The sequence below is a fragment of the Paraburkholderia sp. RL17-380-BIE-A genome (genome assembly GCF_046028085.1).
In the GTDB taxonomy this organism is placed as follows: Bacteria; Pseudomonadota; Gammaproteobacteria; order Burkholderiales; family Burkholderiaceae; genus Paraburkholderia.
This window is the reverse complement of record NZ_JARESQ010000010.1, coordinates 13,268-30,572: the sequence shown is the minus strand read 5'-3', so window position 1 is coordinate 30,572 and position 17,305 is coordinate 13,268. Positions and strand designations below refer to the sequence as shown.

Annotated in this window: 18 protein-coding genes; 10 read left to right on the top strand and 8 right to left on the bottom strand. The window is 57.6% G+C overall.

Annotation, left to right across the window (positions count from 1 at the left end):
• Window positions 1–8 precede the first annotated feature (8 nt).
• Window positions 9–1,460: an aldehyde dehydrogenase gene (locus P0D68_RS18140; RefSeq protein ID WP_408298666.1), complete on the top strand. Its 1,452-nt coding sequence runs from the start codon at window positions 9–11 to the stop codon at window positions 1,458–1,460.
• 170 nt (window positions 1,461–1,630) lie between these two features.
• Here the strand turns inward: P0D68_RS18140 and P0D68_RS18135 are convergent, their stop codons facing one another.
• From P0D68_RS18135 to P0D68_RS18120, 4 genes are all read right to left on the bottom strand, one after another.
• Window positions 1,631–2,614 (bottom strand): LLM class flavin-dependent oxidoreductase, encoded by a 984-nt coding sequence (locus tag P0D68_RS18135; RefSeq protein WP_091808591.1) that lies wholly within the window; start codon window positions 2,612–2,614, stop codon window positions 1,631–1,633.
• A gap of 80 nt (window positions 2,615–2,694) precedes the next feature.
• Window positions 2,695–3,426 (bottom strand): sugar phosphate isomerase/epimerase family protein, encoded by a 732-nt coding sequence (locus P0D68_RS18130; RefSeq protein ID WP_408298663.1) that lies wholly within the window; start codon window positions 3,424–3,426, stop codon window positions 2,695–2,697.
• A gap of 98 nt (window positions 3,427–3,524) precedes the next feature.
• Complete coding sequence (locus P0D68_RS18125; protein ID WP_408298661.1) at window positions 3,525–4,325, bottom strand: TIM barrel protein; 801 nt, start codon at window positions 4,323–4,325, stop codon at window positions 3,525–3,527.
• Window positions 4,322–5,317, bottom strand: coding sequence for a TIGR03571 family LLM class oxidoreductase (locus P0D68_RS18120; RefSeq protein WP_408298659.1), 996 nt, complete (start codon window positions 5,315–5,317; stop codon window positions 4,322–4,324). The genes P0D68_RS18125 and P0D68_RS18120 overlap by 4 nt, the downstream gene beginning before the upstream one ends.
• A gap of 156 nt (window positions 5,318–5,473) precedes the next feature.
• Between P0D68_RS18120 and P0D68_RS18115 the strand changes: the two genes are divergently transcribed.
• From P0D68_RS18115 to P0D68_RS18105, 3 genes are all read left to right on the top strand, one after another.
• Window positions 5,474–6,454, top strand: coding sequence for a LysR family transcriptional regulator (locus P0D68_RS18115; RefSeq protein WP_408299001.1), 981 nt, complete (start codon window positions 5,474–5,476; stop codon window positions 6,452–6,454).
• A gap of 318 nt (window positions 6,455–6,772) precedes the next feature.
• Window positions 6,773–6,970 (top strand): tautomerase family protein, encoded by a 198-nt coding sequence (locus P0D68_RS18110; RefSeq protein ID WP_091808583.1) that lies wholly within the window; start codon window positions 6,773–6,775, stop codon window positions 6,968–6,970.
• Between the two features lie 159 nt (window positions 6,971–7,129).
• Entirely contained in the window at window positions 7,130–7,549 is a 420-nt protein-coding gene (locus tag P0D68_RS18105) for a putative quinol monooxygenase (RefSeq protein WP_408298657.1), read from the top strand.
• A gap of 194 nt (window positions 7,550–7,743) precedes the next feature.
• Here the strand turns inward: P0D68_RS18105 and P0D68_RS18100 are convergent, their stop codons facing one another.
• Complete coding sequence (locus tag P0D68_RS18100; RefSeq protein WP_091808579.1) at window positions 7,744–8,442, bottom strand: SDR family NAD(P)-dependent oxidoreductase; 699 nt, start codon at window positions 8,440–8,442, stop codon at window positions 7,744–7,746.
• 197 nt (window positions 8,443–8,639) lie between these two features.
• On the opposite strand from P0D68_RS18100, the gene P0D68_RS18095 reads away from it, so the two are divergent.
• Complete coding sequence (locus P0D68_RS18095; RefSeq protein ID WP_091808577.1) at window positions 8,640–9,548, top strand: LysR family transcriptional regulator; 909 nt, start codon at window positions 8,640–8,642, stop codon at window positions 9,546–9,548.
• A 145-nt stretch (window positions 9,549–9,693) separates the two neighbouring features.
• Here P0D68_RS18095 and P0D68_RS18090 read toward each other — a convergent pair whose 3' ends face one another.
• The 3 genes from P0D68_RS18090 to P0D68_RS18080 all read right to left on the bottom strand — a co-directional run bounded on the left by P0D68_RS18090 (window position 9,694) and on the right by P0D68_RS18080 (window position 12,183).
• Window positions 9,694–10,803 (bottom strand): S-(hydroxymethyl)glutathione dehydrogenase/class III alcohol dehydrogenase, encoded by a 1,110-nt coding sequence (locus tag P0D68_RS18090; RefSeq protein WP_091808574.1) that lies wholly within the window; start codon window positions 10,801–10,803, stop codon window positions 9,694–9,696.
• A gap of 58 nt (window positions 10,804–10,861) precedes the next feature.
• On the bottom strand, window positions 10,862–11,137 hold the full coding sequence (gene frmR, locus P0D68_RS18085; protein ID WP_091808572.1) for a formaldehyde-responsive transcriptional repressor FrmR: 276 nt from the start codon (window positions 11,135–11,137) through the stop codon (window positions 10,862–10,864).
• Window positions 11,138–11,280: 143 nt separating this feature from the next.
• Window positions 11,281–12,183 (bottom strand): LysR family transcriptional regulator, encoded by a 903-nt coding sequence (locus tag P0D68_RS18080; protein WP_408298654.1) that lies wholly within the window; start codon window positions 12,181–12,183, stop codon window positions 11,281–11,283.
• Between the two features lie 94 nt (window positions 12,184–12,277).
• Between P0D68_RS18080 and P0D68_RS18075 the strand changes: the two genes are divergently transcribed.
• The 5 genes from P0D68_RS18075 (at window position 12,278) to P0D68_RS18055 (ending at window position 17,292) form a co-directional block, all read left to right on the top strand.
• Window positions 12,278–13,213 carry an alpha/beta fold hydrolase gene (locus tag P0D68_RS18075; RefSeq protein ID WP_408298652.1) on the top strand — a complete coding sequence of 312 codons (936 nt, stop codon included), beginning with the start codon at window positions 12,278–12,280 and terminating at the stop codon, window positions 13,211–13,213.
• A gap of 140 nt (window positions 13,214–13,353) precedes the next feature.
• Window positions 13,354–14,094 carry a hypothetical protein gene (locus P0D68_RS18070; protein WP_408298650.1) on the top strand — a complete coding sequence of 247 codons (741 nt, stop codon included), beginning with the start codon at window positions 13,354–13,356 and terminating at the stop codon, window positions 14,092–14,094.
• Between the two features lie 313 nt (window positions 14,095–14,407).
• Window positions 14,408–14,938, top strand: coding sequence for a flavin reductase family protein (locus tag P0D68_RS18065; RefSeq protein WP_408298648.1), 531 nt, complete (start codon window positions 14,408–14,410; stop codon window positions 14,936–14,938).
• 66 nt (window positions 14,939–15,004) lie between these two features.
• The gene (locus tag P0D68_RS18060) at window positions 15,005–16,126 is read left to right on the top strand and encodes an LLM class flavin-dependent oxidoreductase (RefSeq protein WP_408298646.1); all 1,122 of its coding nucleotides are present in this window, start codon (window positions 15,005–15,007) and stop codon (window positions 16,124–16,126) included.
• 116 nt (window positions 16,127–16,242) lie between these two features.
• Window positions 16,243–17,292, top strand: coding sequence for a 2,3-butanediol dehydrogenase (locus P0D68_RS18055; protein WP_091808553.1), 1,050 nt, complete (start codon window positions 16,243–16,245; stop codon window positions 17,290–17,292).
• Window positions 17,293–17,305 lie beyond the last annotated feature (13 nt).

Genomic DNA, 17,305 nt, shown 5'->3' with positions numbered 1-17,305 from the left:
GTCTTGTATTGAAAACGCAACTCATCATAGACAACGAGGCGAGGGACGCACAGGACGGCAAGATCTTTCATCGTTATAGCCCGGTCACCACCGAGCTTGTGACGACGGGCGCCGCGGCGTCGGTCGCAGACGCCGTCGCCGCGGCGGATTCCGCGCAACTGGCATTTCGCACCTGGAGCAGGGTCGGGCCCACCGAGCGCCGTCGTATTTTGCTAAAGGCAGCGGACATTCTTGAAGGCAAGCGTGACGATCTGCGCCAGCGAATGGCAAGCGAAATCGGCGCGTCAAGTCTCTGGGCGGACTTCAACGTCATGGGCTCGGCCGCGCTCTTCAGAGAGGCGGCAGCGCTTACGACGCAGATTCAGGGCGAAACTATTCCGACTGACAAGCCCAATACCCTGTCCTTCACGGAGCGACAGCCAGCGGGTGTGGTGCTTAGCATTGTTCCGTGGAACGGTCCTGTGCTCCTCGCTGCGCGTGCCATCGCCTATCCGCTAGCTTGTGGCAATACGGTAGTGTTTCGTGCTTCGGAGGTAAGTCCGTCGACACATCTCGCAGTGGCAGAAAGCCTTTACGAAGCAGGGCTCCCGGCGGGTGTACTGAACTTTGTGACATGTGCTCCTGAAGATTCGCCGCAAGTCACCGATGCACTGATCGCTCATCCGGCTGTAAGGCGCGTCAATTTCACGGGATCGACCCGCGTAGGTCGAATCATTGCTGAGAAGTCGGCAACGCATCTGAAACGTTGCCTACTCGAACTCGGCGGCAAAGCACCATTCGTCGTGCTCGACGACGCGGATATCGACGCCGCGGTCAACGCCGCAACGTTTGGCGCGTTCCTATATCAAGGCCAGATTTGCATGTCGACGGAGCGCTTCATTGTTGACGAGAAGATTGCCGACGAATTCGTCGCCCGGTTCGCGGCGCGTGCGAAAGAGCTTCCAGTCGGCGACCCATCCGGTAGTGCGGCCTGCGTGGTAGGACCGCTGGTGTCCAGTGAGTCAGGCAAGCGAATCAACGCTCTCCTCGAAGACGCCCTTTCGAAGGGCGCGCAAGTCCTGACAGGCGGCCCTGCGGAAGCAGCAATCATGCATCCAACCATTGTCGACCGCGTTCAACCGTCCATGTCGATCTACGACGAGGAGACGTTCGGGCCGATTACCACAGTGGTACGCGTGTCGGGAGTTGAGCATGCCATTCGGGTGGCTAACGACACCGAATACGGATTATCTTCCGCTGTCTTTGGCCGGGACGTAACGCGCGCACTGGACGTTGCTCGCCGGATCGACGCTGGATGCGTGCACATCAACGGCGCCACCGTGCAAAACGAAGCTCAGGCACCTTATGGCGGGACGAAGAAGAGTGGCTATGGCCGATTCGACGGTCGTGCGGTGATCGACGAGTTCACCGAACTCAAGTGGATCACGATCGAACCAGCATCACAACCCTACCCGTTCTAAAGAAAGAGCAAGCCCCATCTGGCCGGGTAGGCTAATGGGGCAACTTTTCAATTTTCGGCGTGCCCCGAATTGATGGCGGCAGGCACCGAATCCGCCAACCGATGACTTGACCCCTAGCTGCTCATTATCGGCTCAACTAATGGTCGAGAACCAGCGCGCGCCAACGCCATCTACGCGGCCCGCACATCTAGCGATTCCGCAGCCAGCTGATACGAACGACAACGAGCTGACGGATCGTGAATGCGGGCATCGATGATCAACTCGTCCGCGCCGGTCATCTCCACAAACTGGCGCAAGCCGTCGCCGACCTGCCGTCGGTTGCCCACGACGGTGCACGCCATCGCCTGCGCCAGGCCGCGCTGCTCGGAGGCCGACAGGCTTTGAAGATAGCCTTCTTCGGGAAGCGGCAATGGACCCGGCCGGCCCTGGTGAAGCCGATTCACCCAGTGGAAATGCGAGCTGGCCAGATAGGCCGCTTCGGCCTCGCTTTCAGCGGCAATCACATTGATTCCGGCAATCACATACGGCTCGCTTAGCATCGCAGACGGCCGGAAGTGCTCACGGTAGTGGCGCACGGCATTTGTCAGGAAGCGGGGCGCGAAATGCGACGCAAACACATACGGCAAGCCCCGCTTCGCTGCCAGATCCGCACTCTGCGGACTCGACCCCAGCATCCAGAGCGGAACGTCGTGAACACCGGGAATGCCGCGCACCGGCTGTCGGCCGTTGTCCCGCAGATAGTCTTCGAGCAAGCCGATGTCCGCCTCGAAATTCCGTTCCGAGGCGTCGCCCCGCAACGCGTGGATCGCGGACCCCGCTGATCCCGCGGCTCGCCCAAGACCTAGATCGATACGTTTCGGGAACAGCGTCTCGAGGGTGGCGAAGTGCTCCGCCACGACCAGCGGCGAATGGTTGGGCAGCATGATGCCGCCGGCCCCCACCCGCAGTCGCTTGGTGGCTGCGGCGAGGTGCTGAATCAGCAACGTCGTCGCTGACGACGCGATGCCCGGGAGGTCATGGTGCTCGGCGATCCAATAGCGTCGATAGCCGCATGATTCGACATGGCGGGCCAGCATCGTGGCGTCGGCGATGGTATCGGCAAACACTTTGCCTTCGCCGATCATCATCAGGTCAAGTACGGATAAAGCTGTCAAGAGGGCTCCGTGTTACAGGCGGCGTCGCCGAATCCGCAATCGGGCGACACAGGGTTCAAAAGACACCATGAGAAAGCGTGTCAACGTCGTGGGGCGATGTCCGCCCAGGCTGGATGACTTTCCAGGCGCTCATCCATCGCGCGCAGCGTGCGCAGGCAACGCTGAAGCTTCAGGTACACGTCGCCACCGTAATCCCAGCCAAGAAAGCCTATGCTGCCGGTGTAGCCGATCCGATCGACCGCGGCCAGCACCGCCAGGTTGTCGAGTTCGCCCCTGTCGAGCGGCTCCATCGTCGCGACGCCGCCCCAGCCGAGCGGCGACATCGCGCTGCCGGACAGTACGACCTGCATCAGCCACGGTCTGATGGCCGCCAGTCGCTCGTCTAGTTGTCCTTCCTGGCTGGCGTACCAGTGGTAGCCGTTGAAGGACATCCCAAGGCGCGGATGGTCGAAGTGCTCACACAGGCGCACGACCTGGGACGTGGTCTGCGTCACATGCTTCAGGTGGGGATACAGTGCGATGCGCAGACCGCGACGCTCAGCGATCAGCAGCAACGATTCGATCGCGCGCAGAATCGCGCCGTTGCCGTTCATCGAGGTCTGCACGGCAAGCTCGATCAGCTCGACGCCCTCCACGGCTTCGACGATCCGACGCAGCGTCGCGTCGTTCCGGCCTTCATGGAGGACTAGATAAAGTGCCGCGACGTCCAGGCCATGCCGCGCCTTGACCGTCGGAAGCAGCGACAGGTCGGTATAGGGCGTGCCGCCCCACGCCGACACGGTGATGCCGTCATAGCCGAGTTCGGCGAGCATCTCGCATTGCGACTGAAATGCATAAATGCCCATCGAAGTATAGAAAAATGAATCAAGTGCGTGAACAGAATGGGTCATGTGTTTTCGCTCCCGTCGACCTAATAAGGCAACGGCGTCATGACCGCCCACTCGGGGTGGGCTGCCAGTCTGCACTCCATTGAGCGGAACGCGGAGTGCGAGCGCTGCAGGTTGCCGTAGACATCTCCTCCCATGCTCTCCCAGCCCAGCACGCCGAATCGACCGAGATAGCCGCGCCGATCCAGCGCACCGAGCAATACGAAGTTGTCCATTTCGCCTTCGTCGAGGGGCTCAATCGTCGCGGCGCCACCCCAGCCTAGCGGCGACAGCCGGCAGCCGGCGAGATTGACTTGCCGCAGCCACGGCCAGATGGCATCAAGACGCTGCTCGAGCGCCTTCTCCTGCGTCGCGAACCAGTGATAGCCGTTGAATACAATCCCGAGATTTGGGTGATCGAATTCCTGGCACAATGCAACCGCTTCCGACGTGGTCTGCATGCCATAGCGAATGTGCGGATAAAGAGCGATGTCGATGCCGCGGCGCTCGCAGATTGGCAGGACGCGCTCGATCATTCGCCGATCCGCATCGCTCACCTCGTCGCCTGCATGCAAAGCCAGTTCAATGCTGTTGCAGCCTTCGATCGATTCGAAGATGCCGGTGACAAACGATTCGAGGCCCTGACGGTAGATCAGATAAATTGCCCCGACGTCGAGCCCCCAGTTCTGTTTCACGCGAGGCAGCGATTTCAGCTCTTTGCTCCAGGCCGAAACAGTCAACCCCTGGTAGCCGGCTTCGGCGAGCATCTCGCATTGCGCGGCCAGCGGATAGGTACCCAGCGTGGTCTGAAAGATGAAATCCATGTGATGCAGCGGGCGGTTCATGACTGAACTCCCGGCTTGAGGCTCGGAAACAGCGGCAACAGGTGCTCTCCGAGCTCGTCGACGACTTCCGACGCGGCGCGCCGTTGGGGTTTGAAATGAAGCGCTACGTGCGAGACGCCCTGCTCCTGTTGCCGCAACCACAGTTCGCGAAGCGCATTGCGTCCGCCGCGCAGCACGCGACCTGGCTGAATCGGCATGTTGGGATCCCGGTCGAGGTCGAACAGCGTGCCGTATCCGTAGGGTTTGAAGACATCCGTCCCGCACGCGGCTCGCCATTGATCGACAATCACAGGAATTCGCGATGGATTGGAGATGTAGGAAAGGATGCCGTCGGTACGACTCGCCGTCCATTCGGTCGTCTGTCCTGCGTGTCCGATCACGACGACGGGCACCCGCCTGCCCACCGGCTTGGGCACGAGTTCAAGCGTGCCGCTCAGGTGACCATAGAAGCGCGAGGCATGAATGGGCCAGGTTTGCTCTGTCGCAGCGCGGATGACGTCCAACGCGTCTCTGAAACGCTCCGCGCGATTCTCGAATTCGACGCCGAATGCCGGATATTCGGCGGGCCGGTCGCCGGTCGCGAGACCGAGCACGAAACGTCCGCCCAACAACTGGTCGACCGTAGCAACCTGCTTGGCCACAATCAACGGATCACGGAGCGGCAGTACGATGCCCGCAGTACCTATCGTGATGCGACGCGTGATTGCGGCGAGGTAGCCGGCATAGATCAGAGGATCCAGCACCTGGCCGACATCGCCGAAATTCGGGTCGTAGAACGGCACATCGCGCAGCCAGATGGCTGAGAAACCCGCATCGTCCACCCTTTTCGCCAATTCGGCGTGACCGGCCAAGGTCGGGCCAGGGGTATCGGGATAACTTTCCAGCGGCGCGATGAAACCGAAGGTCAGGTGGCCAGGTTGGAAAAGACGGGAGTAGCCTGGATGCCGCGCAAGCTCGGGCAGAAGTTGGCCGGTCGATGAAATTGTCGCCATTGCAGTCTCGGGGAAGGAGGATGCCGCGCTTCAGTAAAAGGTTGGACTCGCCCGGCATCGAATGTAGACACTGTAAAGGGCTTCTGTATCGAGAAAAATAGGCTTATATTCAAAACATATCGGAAAATCAGGATGAAATGAGGGGATTCCATGCCGATGGATTACTTTGGGGCGCTGGGCGCGTTCGTTCACTCAGCCGAAACGCGCAGCTTCACCGAGGCCGGTCGCAGGCTAGGCGTTTCGTCTTCCGCTATTGGCAAGTCGGTCGTGCGGCTGGAGGAGGAATTAGGCGTCAGGCTGTTCCACCGCTCAACACGCGCCATAACACTGACTTCGGAAGGCAGCCGATTCCTGCAGCGCTGCTATCGGATCATTGCGGAGTTCGATACCGCGAGGGCGGAGGTGACCGAAGCCGCTGGCAAGCCACAAGGTAAGTTGCGCGTCGGTCTCCCACAACTTGGCATGCATTTGATGCCTCTACTGATCGCATTCCAAAAGCAGTTCCCGGAGATTCAACTCGAACTGGACTTTAGTGACAGGCTTGTCAATGTGATCGACGAGGGGTTCGACGCGGTCATGCGGATCGGAGTCGTCGACGATTCGCGCCTGACGATGCGCAAGCTCAATGGTTACCAACATCGCCTGGTTGCGGCGCCATCCTATGTATCGCTGCACGGCATGCCGTCCCGGCCCGCGGATCTGCCAAGTCATGCGTGCTTGCGCTATCGCTATCCAAGCACCGGTAAGCTCGCGCCGTGGCCGCTGGTATCACGCGGCCAGCCAGTCAACGTCGAACTTCCACAAACCGCAGTTACCAATGCGATCGACCCATTGCTCGAAATGGCTGAAGCCGGGCTGGGGATTGCGCTCCTACCCGACTTCATTGTGTCGAATGCGCTCGAGAATGGCCGCCTGGTTTTGGTACTGGAAAAGCACATTCAAGATCACCGCGACGTCTGCCTGCTTTGGCCATCTAGTCGCCAACCGCTGCCCAAGATCAAGGCATTCGTCGATTTCATGGTTGCGCAGATGGGCGACAGTCGAGCGAAACAGGAGAGGCCCGGCGAAAAGATTGTCGAGCCTGTCGCAAAGCATCGTCTTCGCACCGTCCGCCGACGAACAGGCAGTTCAGCCTAGCGAGGCGAGCCTTTGCATTGCGCCAAACCCTTCGTTCAACAGGGCGGTGAAACCAGTAGATCACAGAGACGCAGCTAGGCTTTCGGCCCCCCCAATTTTCTGGGTTCAAACCGAACAACGGCTGTTGACGCCGTTGACGGCCCCTACTTACGAAATTTCGCCACTCACATTGTCGACATCCTTTCTACTCAGATCGTATATTTCGGCTGTTTATCCGCCCCGGACTCTCCGATAGACTGGACCTGAAGTTACACGTGATGCGCGAGGCGCCAAGACCGATGTCGCCGCCCATCAAACCCAGTTCCTAAGGAGTGTGTTATGCCCGTCGTGCGAGTCAGTTGGTTTGAAGGAAAGGACAACACTGCAAAAAAAGCAGTCGCTGCTGAAATCACAGAAAGCATCGTCAAGAATACCGGCACCGACCCGAAGTACATTTATGTCATCTTCGAAGACGTCGCGCCTTCGAACTGGGCGGGCGCAGGTCAACTGTTCGGGGGCGATCCAGTATCGCCGTGACACCAACGTCGTCCCCGGACGCGTGGCCAGTCCACATTTCGCGAGTGACCACGACCGCGGGTCCCAGCGGACTCGCGATCCAGCCGTACTCCATTTTGCGGAACCGAGCGCGAACTTTATTCGGTTGTCCTTGCGTGCAGGTGGCTCTCTGAGATCAGGTTGAATTCTGATTGGCAAGGGTTCTCGCTGCACGTGACCACTATATTTCCATCTAATATGCACAATGAAATAACATGCGTCTTTTCGCTCGAAGTTAAAGCCGGAAGATTCGAGCAGTTCAAACAGTTGATTGCTGAAATCGTTCCGCTGGCCAAGGCGGAACCGGGAACGATCATGTATGAATACAGTTCGAGCGCTGACGGCAACGTAGTCCATATCGTTGAGCGTTACCGGAATTCAAGGGCTATCACCGAGCACGTGGAGTTGACCTTCGCGCCCTATGCCGAGCGCTTTCTGTCATTAGTAACAGTCAAAGCGCTCACCGTCTACGGCGACCCTGATCAGGCGGCGCGGCAAAAGCTCGACGCCTTCGGCCCTTCCTACCTGGTCCAGTTCGATGGATTCAAGCGTTGGGACTAGATACTCGCTCGCGAAGAGGCTCGCAAAGTTACTATGCGCCGCGGCCTTTGTTCGCGAGCCACTAGCCACCCGAAGAAGGATTGCGTGTTTGGCGGCGTGGCCAGACGGTCCACGCACGCCGCCATAAGCGTCGGGGCCGGTTGAACGCCACACGCTAAGTGTGGCTGCCGTCCGTTCTTGAGTCAGACTCTCGCCTACCAGGGAATCGTGTTGCCCTGATAGTCGACAAACACGAGTCCCTGCTTACCGGCGTGCTGAGCGACTACGTCCGCGAGGCCCCGGACACTGTCGCTTACCTCGACCGGCGCGTCGGGTCCACCCATATCGGTTTTCACCCAACCAGGCATCAGCGCCAGAAACGATCGTTGCTCCCCTGCGCGCGCAACGAAGCTGCGCAGCAACATGTTCAATGCCACCTTGCTGGCACGGTAAGTCTCATAGCCGCCATCCGTATTGTTGGCGATGCTACCGAGAGCCGTTGACATGGCCGCCACGCTGCCGTCCTTCCTCACCAGCGGGCTCAACGTTTCAATGATCCGAAGCGGGCTCAACGCGTTTGTGACCATCACATGCGCAAACTCCTCCGTGCTGATTTCGTTGATAGTTTGCTTAGGATTGTCGCTAACGCCTGCGTTCACGAAAAGGACATCGAGCGACTCTCCGTCCAGATCGTCCGCTAACGTCGAAATGTTGGCACGATCATTTATATCCAACGTCTTGATGACCAGATTGGCGCCCGCATCGGTCGCGACTGCAGCGAGTGCGGGCGACGGCTTGCGCTCCGTTGCGATCACTCGCCAGCCGCGAGCGAGATATTCGCGAACGAGTCCCAGACCGATGCCGCGCGATGCACCGGCGATCAGGATAGTGGGTTGATGTTGAACTTCAGGCATGGCAGAACCTCTTGGATGGCTTCAAGGAGCAGCGTTGCACATTACAGTCTCCATAAGGAGGATCTGCTTTGAGCGTTACACAAGCGGGTGTGTCGCCGCTAGTAATCGCAATCTTATCGACGAGTAGCACGCTGATAAATGGGCTAGACTTCCGCTTATCGTAGAAAATTTGTCTACTATCCGGCGTCAAATGCTCGATGAACTCACTCGAATCCCTCAATGGCATCGCCACATTCGTAGCCACCGCGCGTTCGTCCAGCTTCACGGAGGCTGCGGATCAACTCGGCATTTCGAAGTCTGCCGTCGGCAAATCGATCGGGCGTCTGGAGCAACGGCTTGGCGTCAAGTTGTTTCACCGCACGACCCGCCGCATTAAGCTGTCAGCGGATGGTGAAGCTTATTTCGCCGCGTGCGCAATGGCGCTAGACGAGATTACGGCGGCGGAGTCTGCCCTTGGTCCGGGTTCACGCGAACCCGCTGGGCGGCTGCGGATAGACATGGCTTCCGCTTTTGGAAGGCAATGCATAATGCCGGTTCTACTGGAGCTCGGAAACACCTATCCGCGGCTCCAGTTCACCATGACGTTCACCGATCACGTGATTGATCCAGTTGAGGAAGGAGTCGACCTGGCAATCCGTTTCGGCGAACTTGCAGACTCTAGCGGGGTCGTTGCGCGGCGGCTGGCATCGCAACAATGGGTGATTTGTGGATCGCCTGCATATTTGGCTCGTGAAGGTACACCGCACACCCTCGACGACATCAGCGCGCACAGATGTGTGGTGGGTTATCGCCGTGGTCAGCCGCTGTCGTGGCGGGTCAAGCAGAACGGACGCTCGTTCCGGATTCACCCTCCATCGACACATCAGATCAGCGATGGCGAAGCGATGATCGACGCTGCTGCCGCAGGTCTCGGTCTATGTCAGATGCCTTTGTCGCTTTTTCGCAAGCACATCGATGCCGGCCGCCTCGTCACCGTTCTCGACGACTACCGCCCGGATCCAGTCGATGTGCATGCGGTGTGGCCGCAAGTTGCGCATTTGCGGCCGAAGGTACGGCATGTTGTCGACGCGCTGGTTGAGCTAGGACGTCAGGGGCGCTTTGATTAGACCGACAAATCCAAACACTTTCTCCCGGATGGGCGAATTGGCCGACTTTCAAGGCGGACAATGAAATCCGCCAATGTCGCGTGACGAAAGCATTCCGCCATATAAGCGTGCATGAACCGCACGCCCCCGAGACCGTTGCCTTCAATCAATAATTGATGACAGTACGAATGGATTTCCCTTCGTGCATAAGGTCGAAAGCTTCATTGATTCGCTCGAGCGGCATTGTGTGCGTCACGAACGGAGCGAGCTGGATTTCGCCACGCATCGCGTCCTCGACCATTCCAGGAAGCTGGCTGCGCCCCTTCACGCCGCCGAACGCCGAACCTTTCCATGTACGGCCGGTGACCAACTGAAATGGCCTCGTAGAAATTTCTTGGCCTGCCCCTGCTACCCCGATCACCACCGACTGTCCCCATCCGCGATGGGCACATTCAAGCGCCGCGCGCATGACATTCACATTGCCGATGCATTCAAAAGAGTGATCAACGCCCCACCCTGTCATATCGATGATGACCTGCTGTACGGGCTTTGCATGATCCTTCGGATTCACGAAGTCCGTCGCTCCAAATACACGCGCGAGCTCGAATTTTTCCGGATTTGTATCAACCGCGATAATGCGACCCGCCTTCGCCTGACGGGCACCCTGGACGACAGCCAGACCAATGCCTCCCAGTCCAAAAACCGCGACACTATCCCCCGGTTGCACTTTGGCCGTATTGTGGACGGCGCCAATTCCGGTTGTGACCCCACACCCAAGGAGACAGACATGCTCGGGGTTGGCATCGGGATTGATCTTTGCCAACGATACTTCAGCGACCACCGTGTATTCGCTGAAAGTCGAACACCCCATGTAGTGATAGATCGGCTGACCGTTATACGAGAACCGGGTTGTGCCATCGGGCATCAAGCCCTTGCCTTGAGTCGCGCGCACCGCCACGCAAAGATTGGTCTTACCCGACTTGCAAAACAGGCATTCACCGCACTCCGCCGTGTACAACGGGATCACGTGGTCACCCGGTTTCACACTCAAGACACCCTCGCCGACTTCGACGACGATACCCGCGCCTTCATGTCCAAGAACAACCGGGAAGAGTCCTTCAGGATCATCGCCAGACATTGTGAAGGCGTCCGTGTGGCAAACACCGGTATGCGTAATCTTGACGAGAACTTCGCCGGCGCGCGGCGGCTCGACATCTAGCTCTACGATTTCAAGTGGCTTACCGGGGCCGAATGCAACAGCAGCGCGTGATTTCATACGAATTCCATCCAAAATTTTTAGTCAATAAACGAAAGCCGGGCGCAACGGTTGGCCATCATTTCAGGTAGGACTTGACGAGGGAGACGACATTCTCGATCGAAGCTTGCTGCGAGTCGGTCACCTTTCCCACTGGCGGGAATTCCTCTCGCAAATGACTTTCGAGAACTCCCGCCATCAACCCGTTCACCGCCCCTCTAACCGCAGCAATTTGCTGAAGGATAGGACCGCATTCCGTACCCGACACTAACGCATTCTCCAGCGCGTCGAGTTGGCCCTTGATGCGACGAACGCGGGCTAGAACGCGCTTTTGCTCTTCGATTGTATGTGGCATCCAAACACCTCGCTTTATACTGGTAGGTAGTATATACCAATACTGGGTGGTAGTATCCAGCAGGAGATGTGACAAAGCGTCTTATCCCGTCCACCCATGACTCCGGCGTCTTCCTGACGGCATCGGGCCACGGTCACAGGAAGCTAGTCCATCGTAAAATCGATTGCGCCGAATTCCGCGGCGGCAAAATCCAGAAAGCTTCGAACTTTCGGTGTGACCCGCCGGTCCGGAGCGTAGAGCATGTGCATTGGACGCGTTGGGATCGAGTAATCGGGCAACAATGCCACGAGTTGCCCACTGTCCAGCGCGGATCTCACCAACTCGATTGGCTGAAGGATGACCCCAAGGCCCGCGAGCGCCGAGAATAGCAACGCTTCACCATGGTCAGACGTCAAGCGGCTGGTAATAGGGACCGCGACTCGACCAGTTGGCCCTTCAAACGTCCAATGTGTTCGCAATTCCGTATGCCCAAACCCAAGACATTCTTGGTTTTGCAGATCGAGTGGAGTCAGAAGCGGCGGGTGCCTCTTCACGTAACTCGGCGCCGCACACAACACGAGCCTGTAGGGAGTCAACGATATCGCTACCAATCGACTATCAGTGAGCGCCCCAACCCGGAAAACGACATCAAACCCCTCGTCGATCAAATTCACTTCCCGATTTGACAGACTCAATTCGACATCGACCTGCGGATACGCCTTCAGATAGTCGGGCAGCCGTTGTGAGAGTGAATGCACGCCAAAGCTCACCGGCGCATTCACTCGAAGTTTGCCGGTGGGTAGCGCACGCGTTTCAGCGGCAAGGCCTTCGGCGACCTCGACTTCCGCCAGGATGAACTTGGCACGCTCGTAGAACGAACGACCGAACTCAGTGAGACTCTGGCGCCGGGTCGTCCGGTTCAGGAGACGCACCCCCAATCGATGCTCAATATGCTGGACGTGCTTGCCGACGAGTTGCGACGACATCTGCAAGGCGTCACCAGCCGCGCTGAACGACCCAAGTTCGACGGCTTTGACAAACACGGACATGCTAGTCAATCGGTCCATTGCATCCGTTTTGTTTCAAATGTTCTTCTAATTTGACCATTTATCATAGATTGACTCAAGCGGATACTGCACGATCCGTCGACCACTTTTTGACATGACTAATTCGGCACTTGATGTCCTTGGCAAGGACTTTACTTTTCCTCAAGCCTTGAGCGACTTTCCATCAAAGCTGTCAGAGTTCGCCGACCTCTGCATTGGCCACTTCACCACGAGTGACGGCGTCAGGCTAGCCTATTGGGCCGCCGGCGCGGGCGAGCCTCTTGTCTTCATCCCCGGCTGGTCCGGCAACGGCGCGCAATACGTAAACCTTCTTTACGCACTGAAGCGGCACTACCGGGTTTATGTGCTCGATGTCCGAAATCAAGGACTTTCACAGCGTGTCGACTATGGCAATCGGATCGCCAGATACGCCGTCGACCTGAGGGATTTTGGCGACCACCTGCGCTTGCAGAAGGCAAACTATTGCGGCTGGTCGATGGGAGCCGCTGTCTTGTGGAGCTATGTGGATCTATTCGGAACCGGGAGTATTCGAAAAGCGGCGTTTGTCGATGAACCGATTTCGATCTATGCCCATTCAAACTGGTCGGAAGAAGAACGGCGTAACGCTGGTGGGATGACGACCTCGGTAGAAAGAATGGTTGCCGCTTTCACTGAAGGGGCGCCCACCAACAATCTCATAGTCGACATGAAGGCGATCGAACGCTATTCGCAAATGGACTCTCCCTATTTCATCAACTCCGAAAGCTTTGCCAATGAGTTCGTGAAGAATGATCCGAAAGCGCTGTCACGCGTACTGTTTGATCATGCAATGAACGACTGGCGCGACGTCATCAAACACAAGATGAATATACCTGTCGCCATCTTTTCCGGCGAACAGAGCAACAACTTGCCAAGTCAGCGTTGGGCACAATCCGTAATACCTGGCGCAAAACTGTACAACTACTCCGACGCAGAGCATGGGGACCACTTCCTGATGTTCAAAAATCCAAATAAATTTTCGACTGATCTCCGTGCCTTTCTGGATGAATGAGCAAGCTGACAACCCGCCATCGGCGAAGGTGCTTCCGAAGGCGGAATGAAAAATCGCGCTTTTCGGACAATCGGCGCGCAGACACGACCCAATCAACCGGCTCCGCCAGTGCGCCTGCAATGAAAACATGGAGACGTCCAGTGTGGCCGCATGAAATCAGAAATTTAGTGGATATGAAGCGTTGTGATGAAGAGGATTCCAGCGTCTCTGCAAAGCATGCCGTGCAACTCGCCTCGACCATGAGCGCATTCGGCGCTCCGCACGCCTTCCGTCTCTCGGGTGTTTCGCTCAGCAATGCAACTTTTCTCGGTGAGCAATCACTAGAAATCACGATGCCGACGTCGGCATATCAAGACCCGACCAGGGAACAGCTAACCGACCGGCATTTCATGGCGTGGTTGCCACTAGATTTTCATGATGGGACGATAGAAGTCGAGGTGGCTAGCCAGGTAGCGCCCAATGCACCGTCATATGCCCGTGGATTCGTTGGTGTTGCGTTCCGGGTAGACGCAGCGCTTCGTTTTGAGAGCATTTATCTTCGCCCGACGAATGCCATCGCCGACGATCAGGTCCGACGCAACCATACCGTCCAGTATTTTTCACATCCGGATTATCCATTTGCTCGGCTGCGCTCCGAATCACCCGAGATGTACGAAACCTATGCGGACATTGCGCCGGCACAGTGGATACATATGAAGATCACGGTCTTTGGGAACCGCGCGCAACTTCATCTGAATCGTCAGCCCCGTCCCACAATAGTGATCAACGACATGAAGCTCGGGCACGACCAACGCGGTGGCGTCGGCCTCTGGATTGAGTCTGGAACCATTGCTTACTTCCGTGACCTGAGTGTCGCCCCGGTGGCAGGCGACGACGACTGACTTCGGTTGTTTCAGCCTGGAGGGCAAGTGGACCGCCAACGTCTTTGTTCGCTGTGCCTACTCATAAGAGCCCGCCCGATAAGACCTGTCATTTCATTGTGGTTAACCACTAGCGGTGTACACGGCATGTTTCTCGACCATATGGCCGCCTCAGGCGCTGAGACCGATCCTCTCGCGACAGTAGTGTCGCACGGTGTCGCGCACGCAACACACCAAGGAAACGCAAGTGTCTGATTTTGCGTGAATTGTTCCATTGGCAAGGCCCGTGCTCTATATCGGGTGCCTTCCACTGTTGCAATTACGAGGTGACCTCATGAATCAGACACCTGAACTAACGATCGACCCGGTACTCGCGGCCGACTTCCGCACTGCAATGCGGCGTATCGCTTCATCCGTGACCCTTGTGACGGGCCGTGACCTCGGTGGAAATCCTCACGGCATGGCGGCCTCCGCTGTCATTCCCGTCTCGATGGATCCGCCATCCATGCTGGTTTCTGCAAATCAAGGGGCCGGCCTGCACTCGGTCGTCCAGTCAACCGGGAAGTTCTGCGTCAACTTGCTCGGTGAATCACACCTTGACCTGCTCCTGCCGTTCTCGCAGTCATCACGGCGCACCGAACGCTTCGCCTCCGGCGACTGGTATGAAGGGACCGACTCCCTGCTCTATCTCAGCAGCGCCCCTGCCGCCATTTTCTGCGAACTTGACCATCACGTGGGCTACGGCACTCACACCCTCTTCATCGGGCGCGTCACCGCCGTGCGCCTTTACGACCGTGAAGTGGACCCGCTCGTCTGGTTCAACGGAGCCAGCGCAGGCGTATCACGAGAAGTTGCACTCGCTTGAACCTTTACCAGCCTATCTGACTTCACCTCGGGGCGACCGCTCCGCTACAAAGTAATTGGAGACAATATGAAACTCGGTCTGTTTGGCATGCCACTTCACCTTCCCACCCGTTCACTGGGAGAAACCATTGAGGAAGATGCGCAAAAGGTAATCTACGCGGATGAGATCGGCTTCGACGAAGCATTTTTCGGCGAACACACGTCCTGTAAAACTGAGCCGATAGCTGCGCCGCTCATTTTCCTCGCGTCAGTGCTTCGGCAGACCAAGAAGATCAAACTCGGCACTGGCGTGATCGCATTGCCGAATCATCATCCCGCGCTAGTCGCGGCGGAAGTTGCCCAGTTCGACCATATGTCCAAGGGGCGCTTCATCTTCGGCATTGGTCCTGGCGGCCTCTCGAGTGACATGGAGATGTTCGACGTCGAAGACACGCCTTACCGGAACGAGCGGATGATGGAATCCATCGACACAATCCTCAAGATCTGGTCGCAAGACCCGCCCTACGACATTCAGGGAAAGCACTGGACTATTTCGTTGAAGAAATCGGTGATTCCCGAACTCGGCGTCGGGTACATGCCCAAGCCGTTTCAGAAGCCTTTCCCGGAAATTTCGATGACGGCGATGTCGCCCTTCTCCAGCAGTGTGAAGGTCGCCGCGATGCGGGGCTTCGGCGCAATGACGGCTAACTTCTGTCCGGAATACGTCGTCGCAAGCCACTGGAAAAAGTATGTGGAGGGCTGCGAAGCAGTTGGGCGCGAACCCGCGGGCGAAGCCTGGAGAGTCGCGCGCAATATGATCATTGCCGAAAGCGACGCGGAAGCACGTGATCGCGTGATGGATCCCGAAGGGAGCAGCTACTACTACTTCGACTACATGTGGAGAATTCTTAAGGCCGTCGACTACACCGCCGTTATGAAAGACGACCCGAAGAAGCCCGACAACGAAGTGACCGTCGAGCAACTGATCGAAAGCATGGTTGTCTACGGTTCACCGAAAACGGTCCTCGACAAACTTGTCGCTTTCCGGGAACGCACCGGCCCCTTCGGCGGCCTGATGATGGCCTCAATGGACGGTGCCGGGAAAAACCGCGAGTGGGAATGGGAAACAATGCGACGGCTGGCAACCGAAGTCATGCCCGGCCTGCGCAGCGCAACGGCCCACGCACAAAAAGCGGCCGAGCCGGCGTAAAGCACACCGCGCCTCATTTCTGCAGGGTCTGGCAGCGGAATCGGTTCATCGAAGTTCGAACGAATGCCGCTGTCTACCCTTTGCTGCGCAGGCAATAAGACATATGGAGACAAGAAATGCGAGCTGCGGTCTATTACGGCAATTGCGAACTTTCGATTGAAGATATTCCGGAACCCTCCGTCTCTGACGGCGAAGTCAAGATCAAAGTGAGTCGAAACGGAATCTGCGGTACTGACTTGCACGAGTATTACGACGGGCCGATTTTCATACCCAAAACCGATCCACATCCGCTGACCGGGAAAAAGATGCCTCTTGTCATCGGGCATGAGTTTTCGGGCATTGTCACGGCGGTCGGCAATGGTGTCAGCGACATTCGTGAAGGCGACAAAGTCGCGGTCGAACCTATCTATCGGTGTGGCACGTGTAGACCGTGCAAAGGTGGCTACTACAACGTATGCAACCACATCGGCTTCCACGGCCTGATGGCGGATGGTGGGATGGCCGAATACACCGTTGTGCCCCGCAATATGGTCCACAAGCTTCCCGATTCCGTTCCTGTTGATATGGGCGCACTGGTGGAACCCATGTCGGTCGCCTATCACGCAGCAAAGCTCGGCAAGGTCGGTCCAGAAAGCCGTGCGCTTGTCTTCGGCGGCGGCCCAATCGGAATTGGTCTCTGGTTCGCGCTCAAGGGCATGGGGCTGACGCAAATCGATCTCGTCGAACCATCCGAAACACGTCGCAAAGCGGTCGAGACGCTGGGCGCTCGCACTATCGATCCGACTCGCGTCAATGTCACTGAGATGATTCTGGACCAGACCCACGGAAATGGAGTCGATGCGGCGTATGACGCAGCGGGAGTGCCCGCAGCCGTCGCAACGGCTCTCGACTGTCTGGGAGAACAAAGGTCGCTTGTCAGCGTTGCGATCTACGACAAGCCCATACAAACGCCGTTACTCAGCGCCGTTCTGCGCGAAAGACGCATACAGGGAACGATCTGCTACACCGGCGACGATTACAAGGCAGTCATTGACCTTATGGCCCAGGGACACTACGAGACAACCGGTTGGGTTGAGACTGTTCCGTTGAGCGGTGTACTCACGCAGGGCTTCGAGGAACTTCGCGCTGGCCGGAAAATGAAGGTCCTCGTAGATCCAACTGCCTGATTTCGCCTTTTTA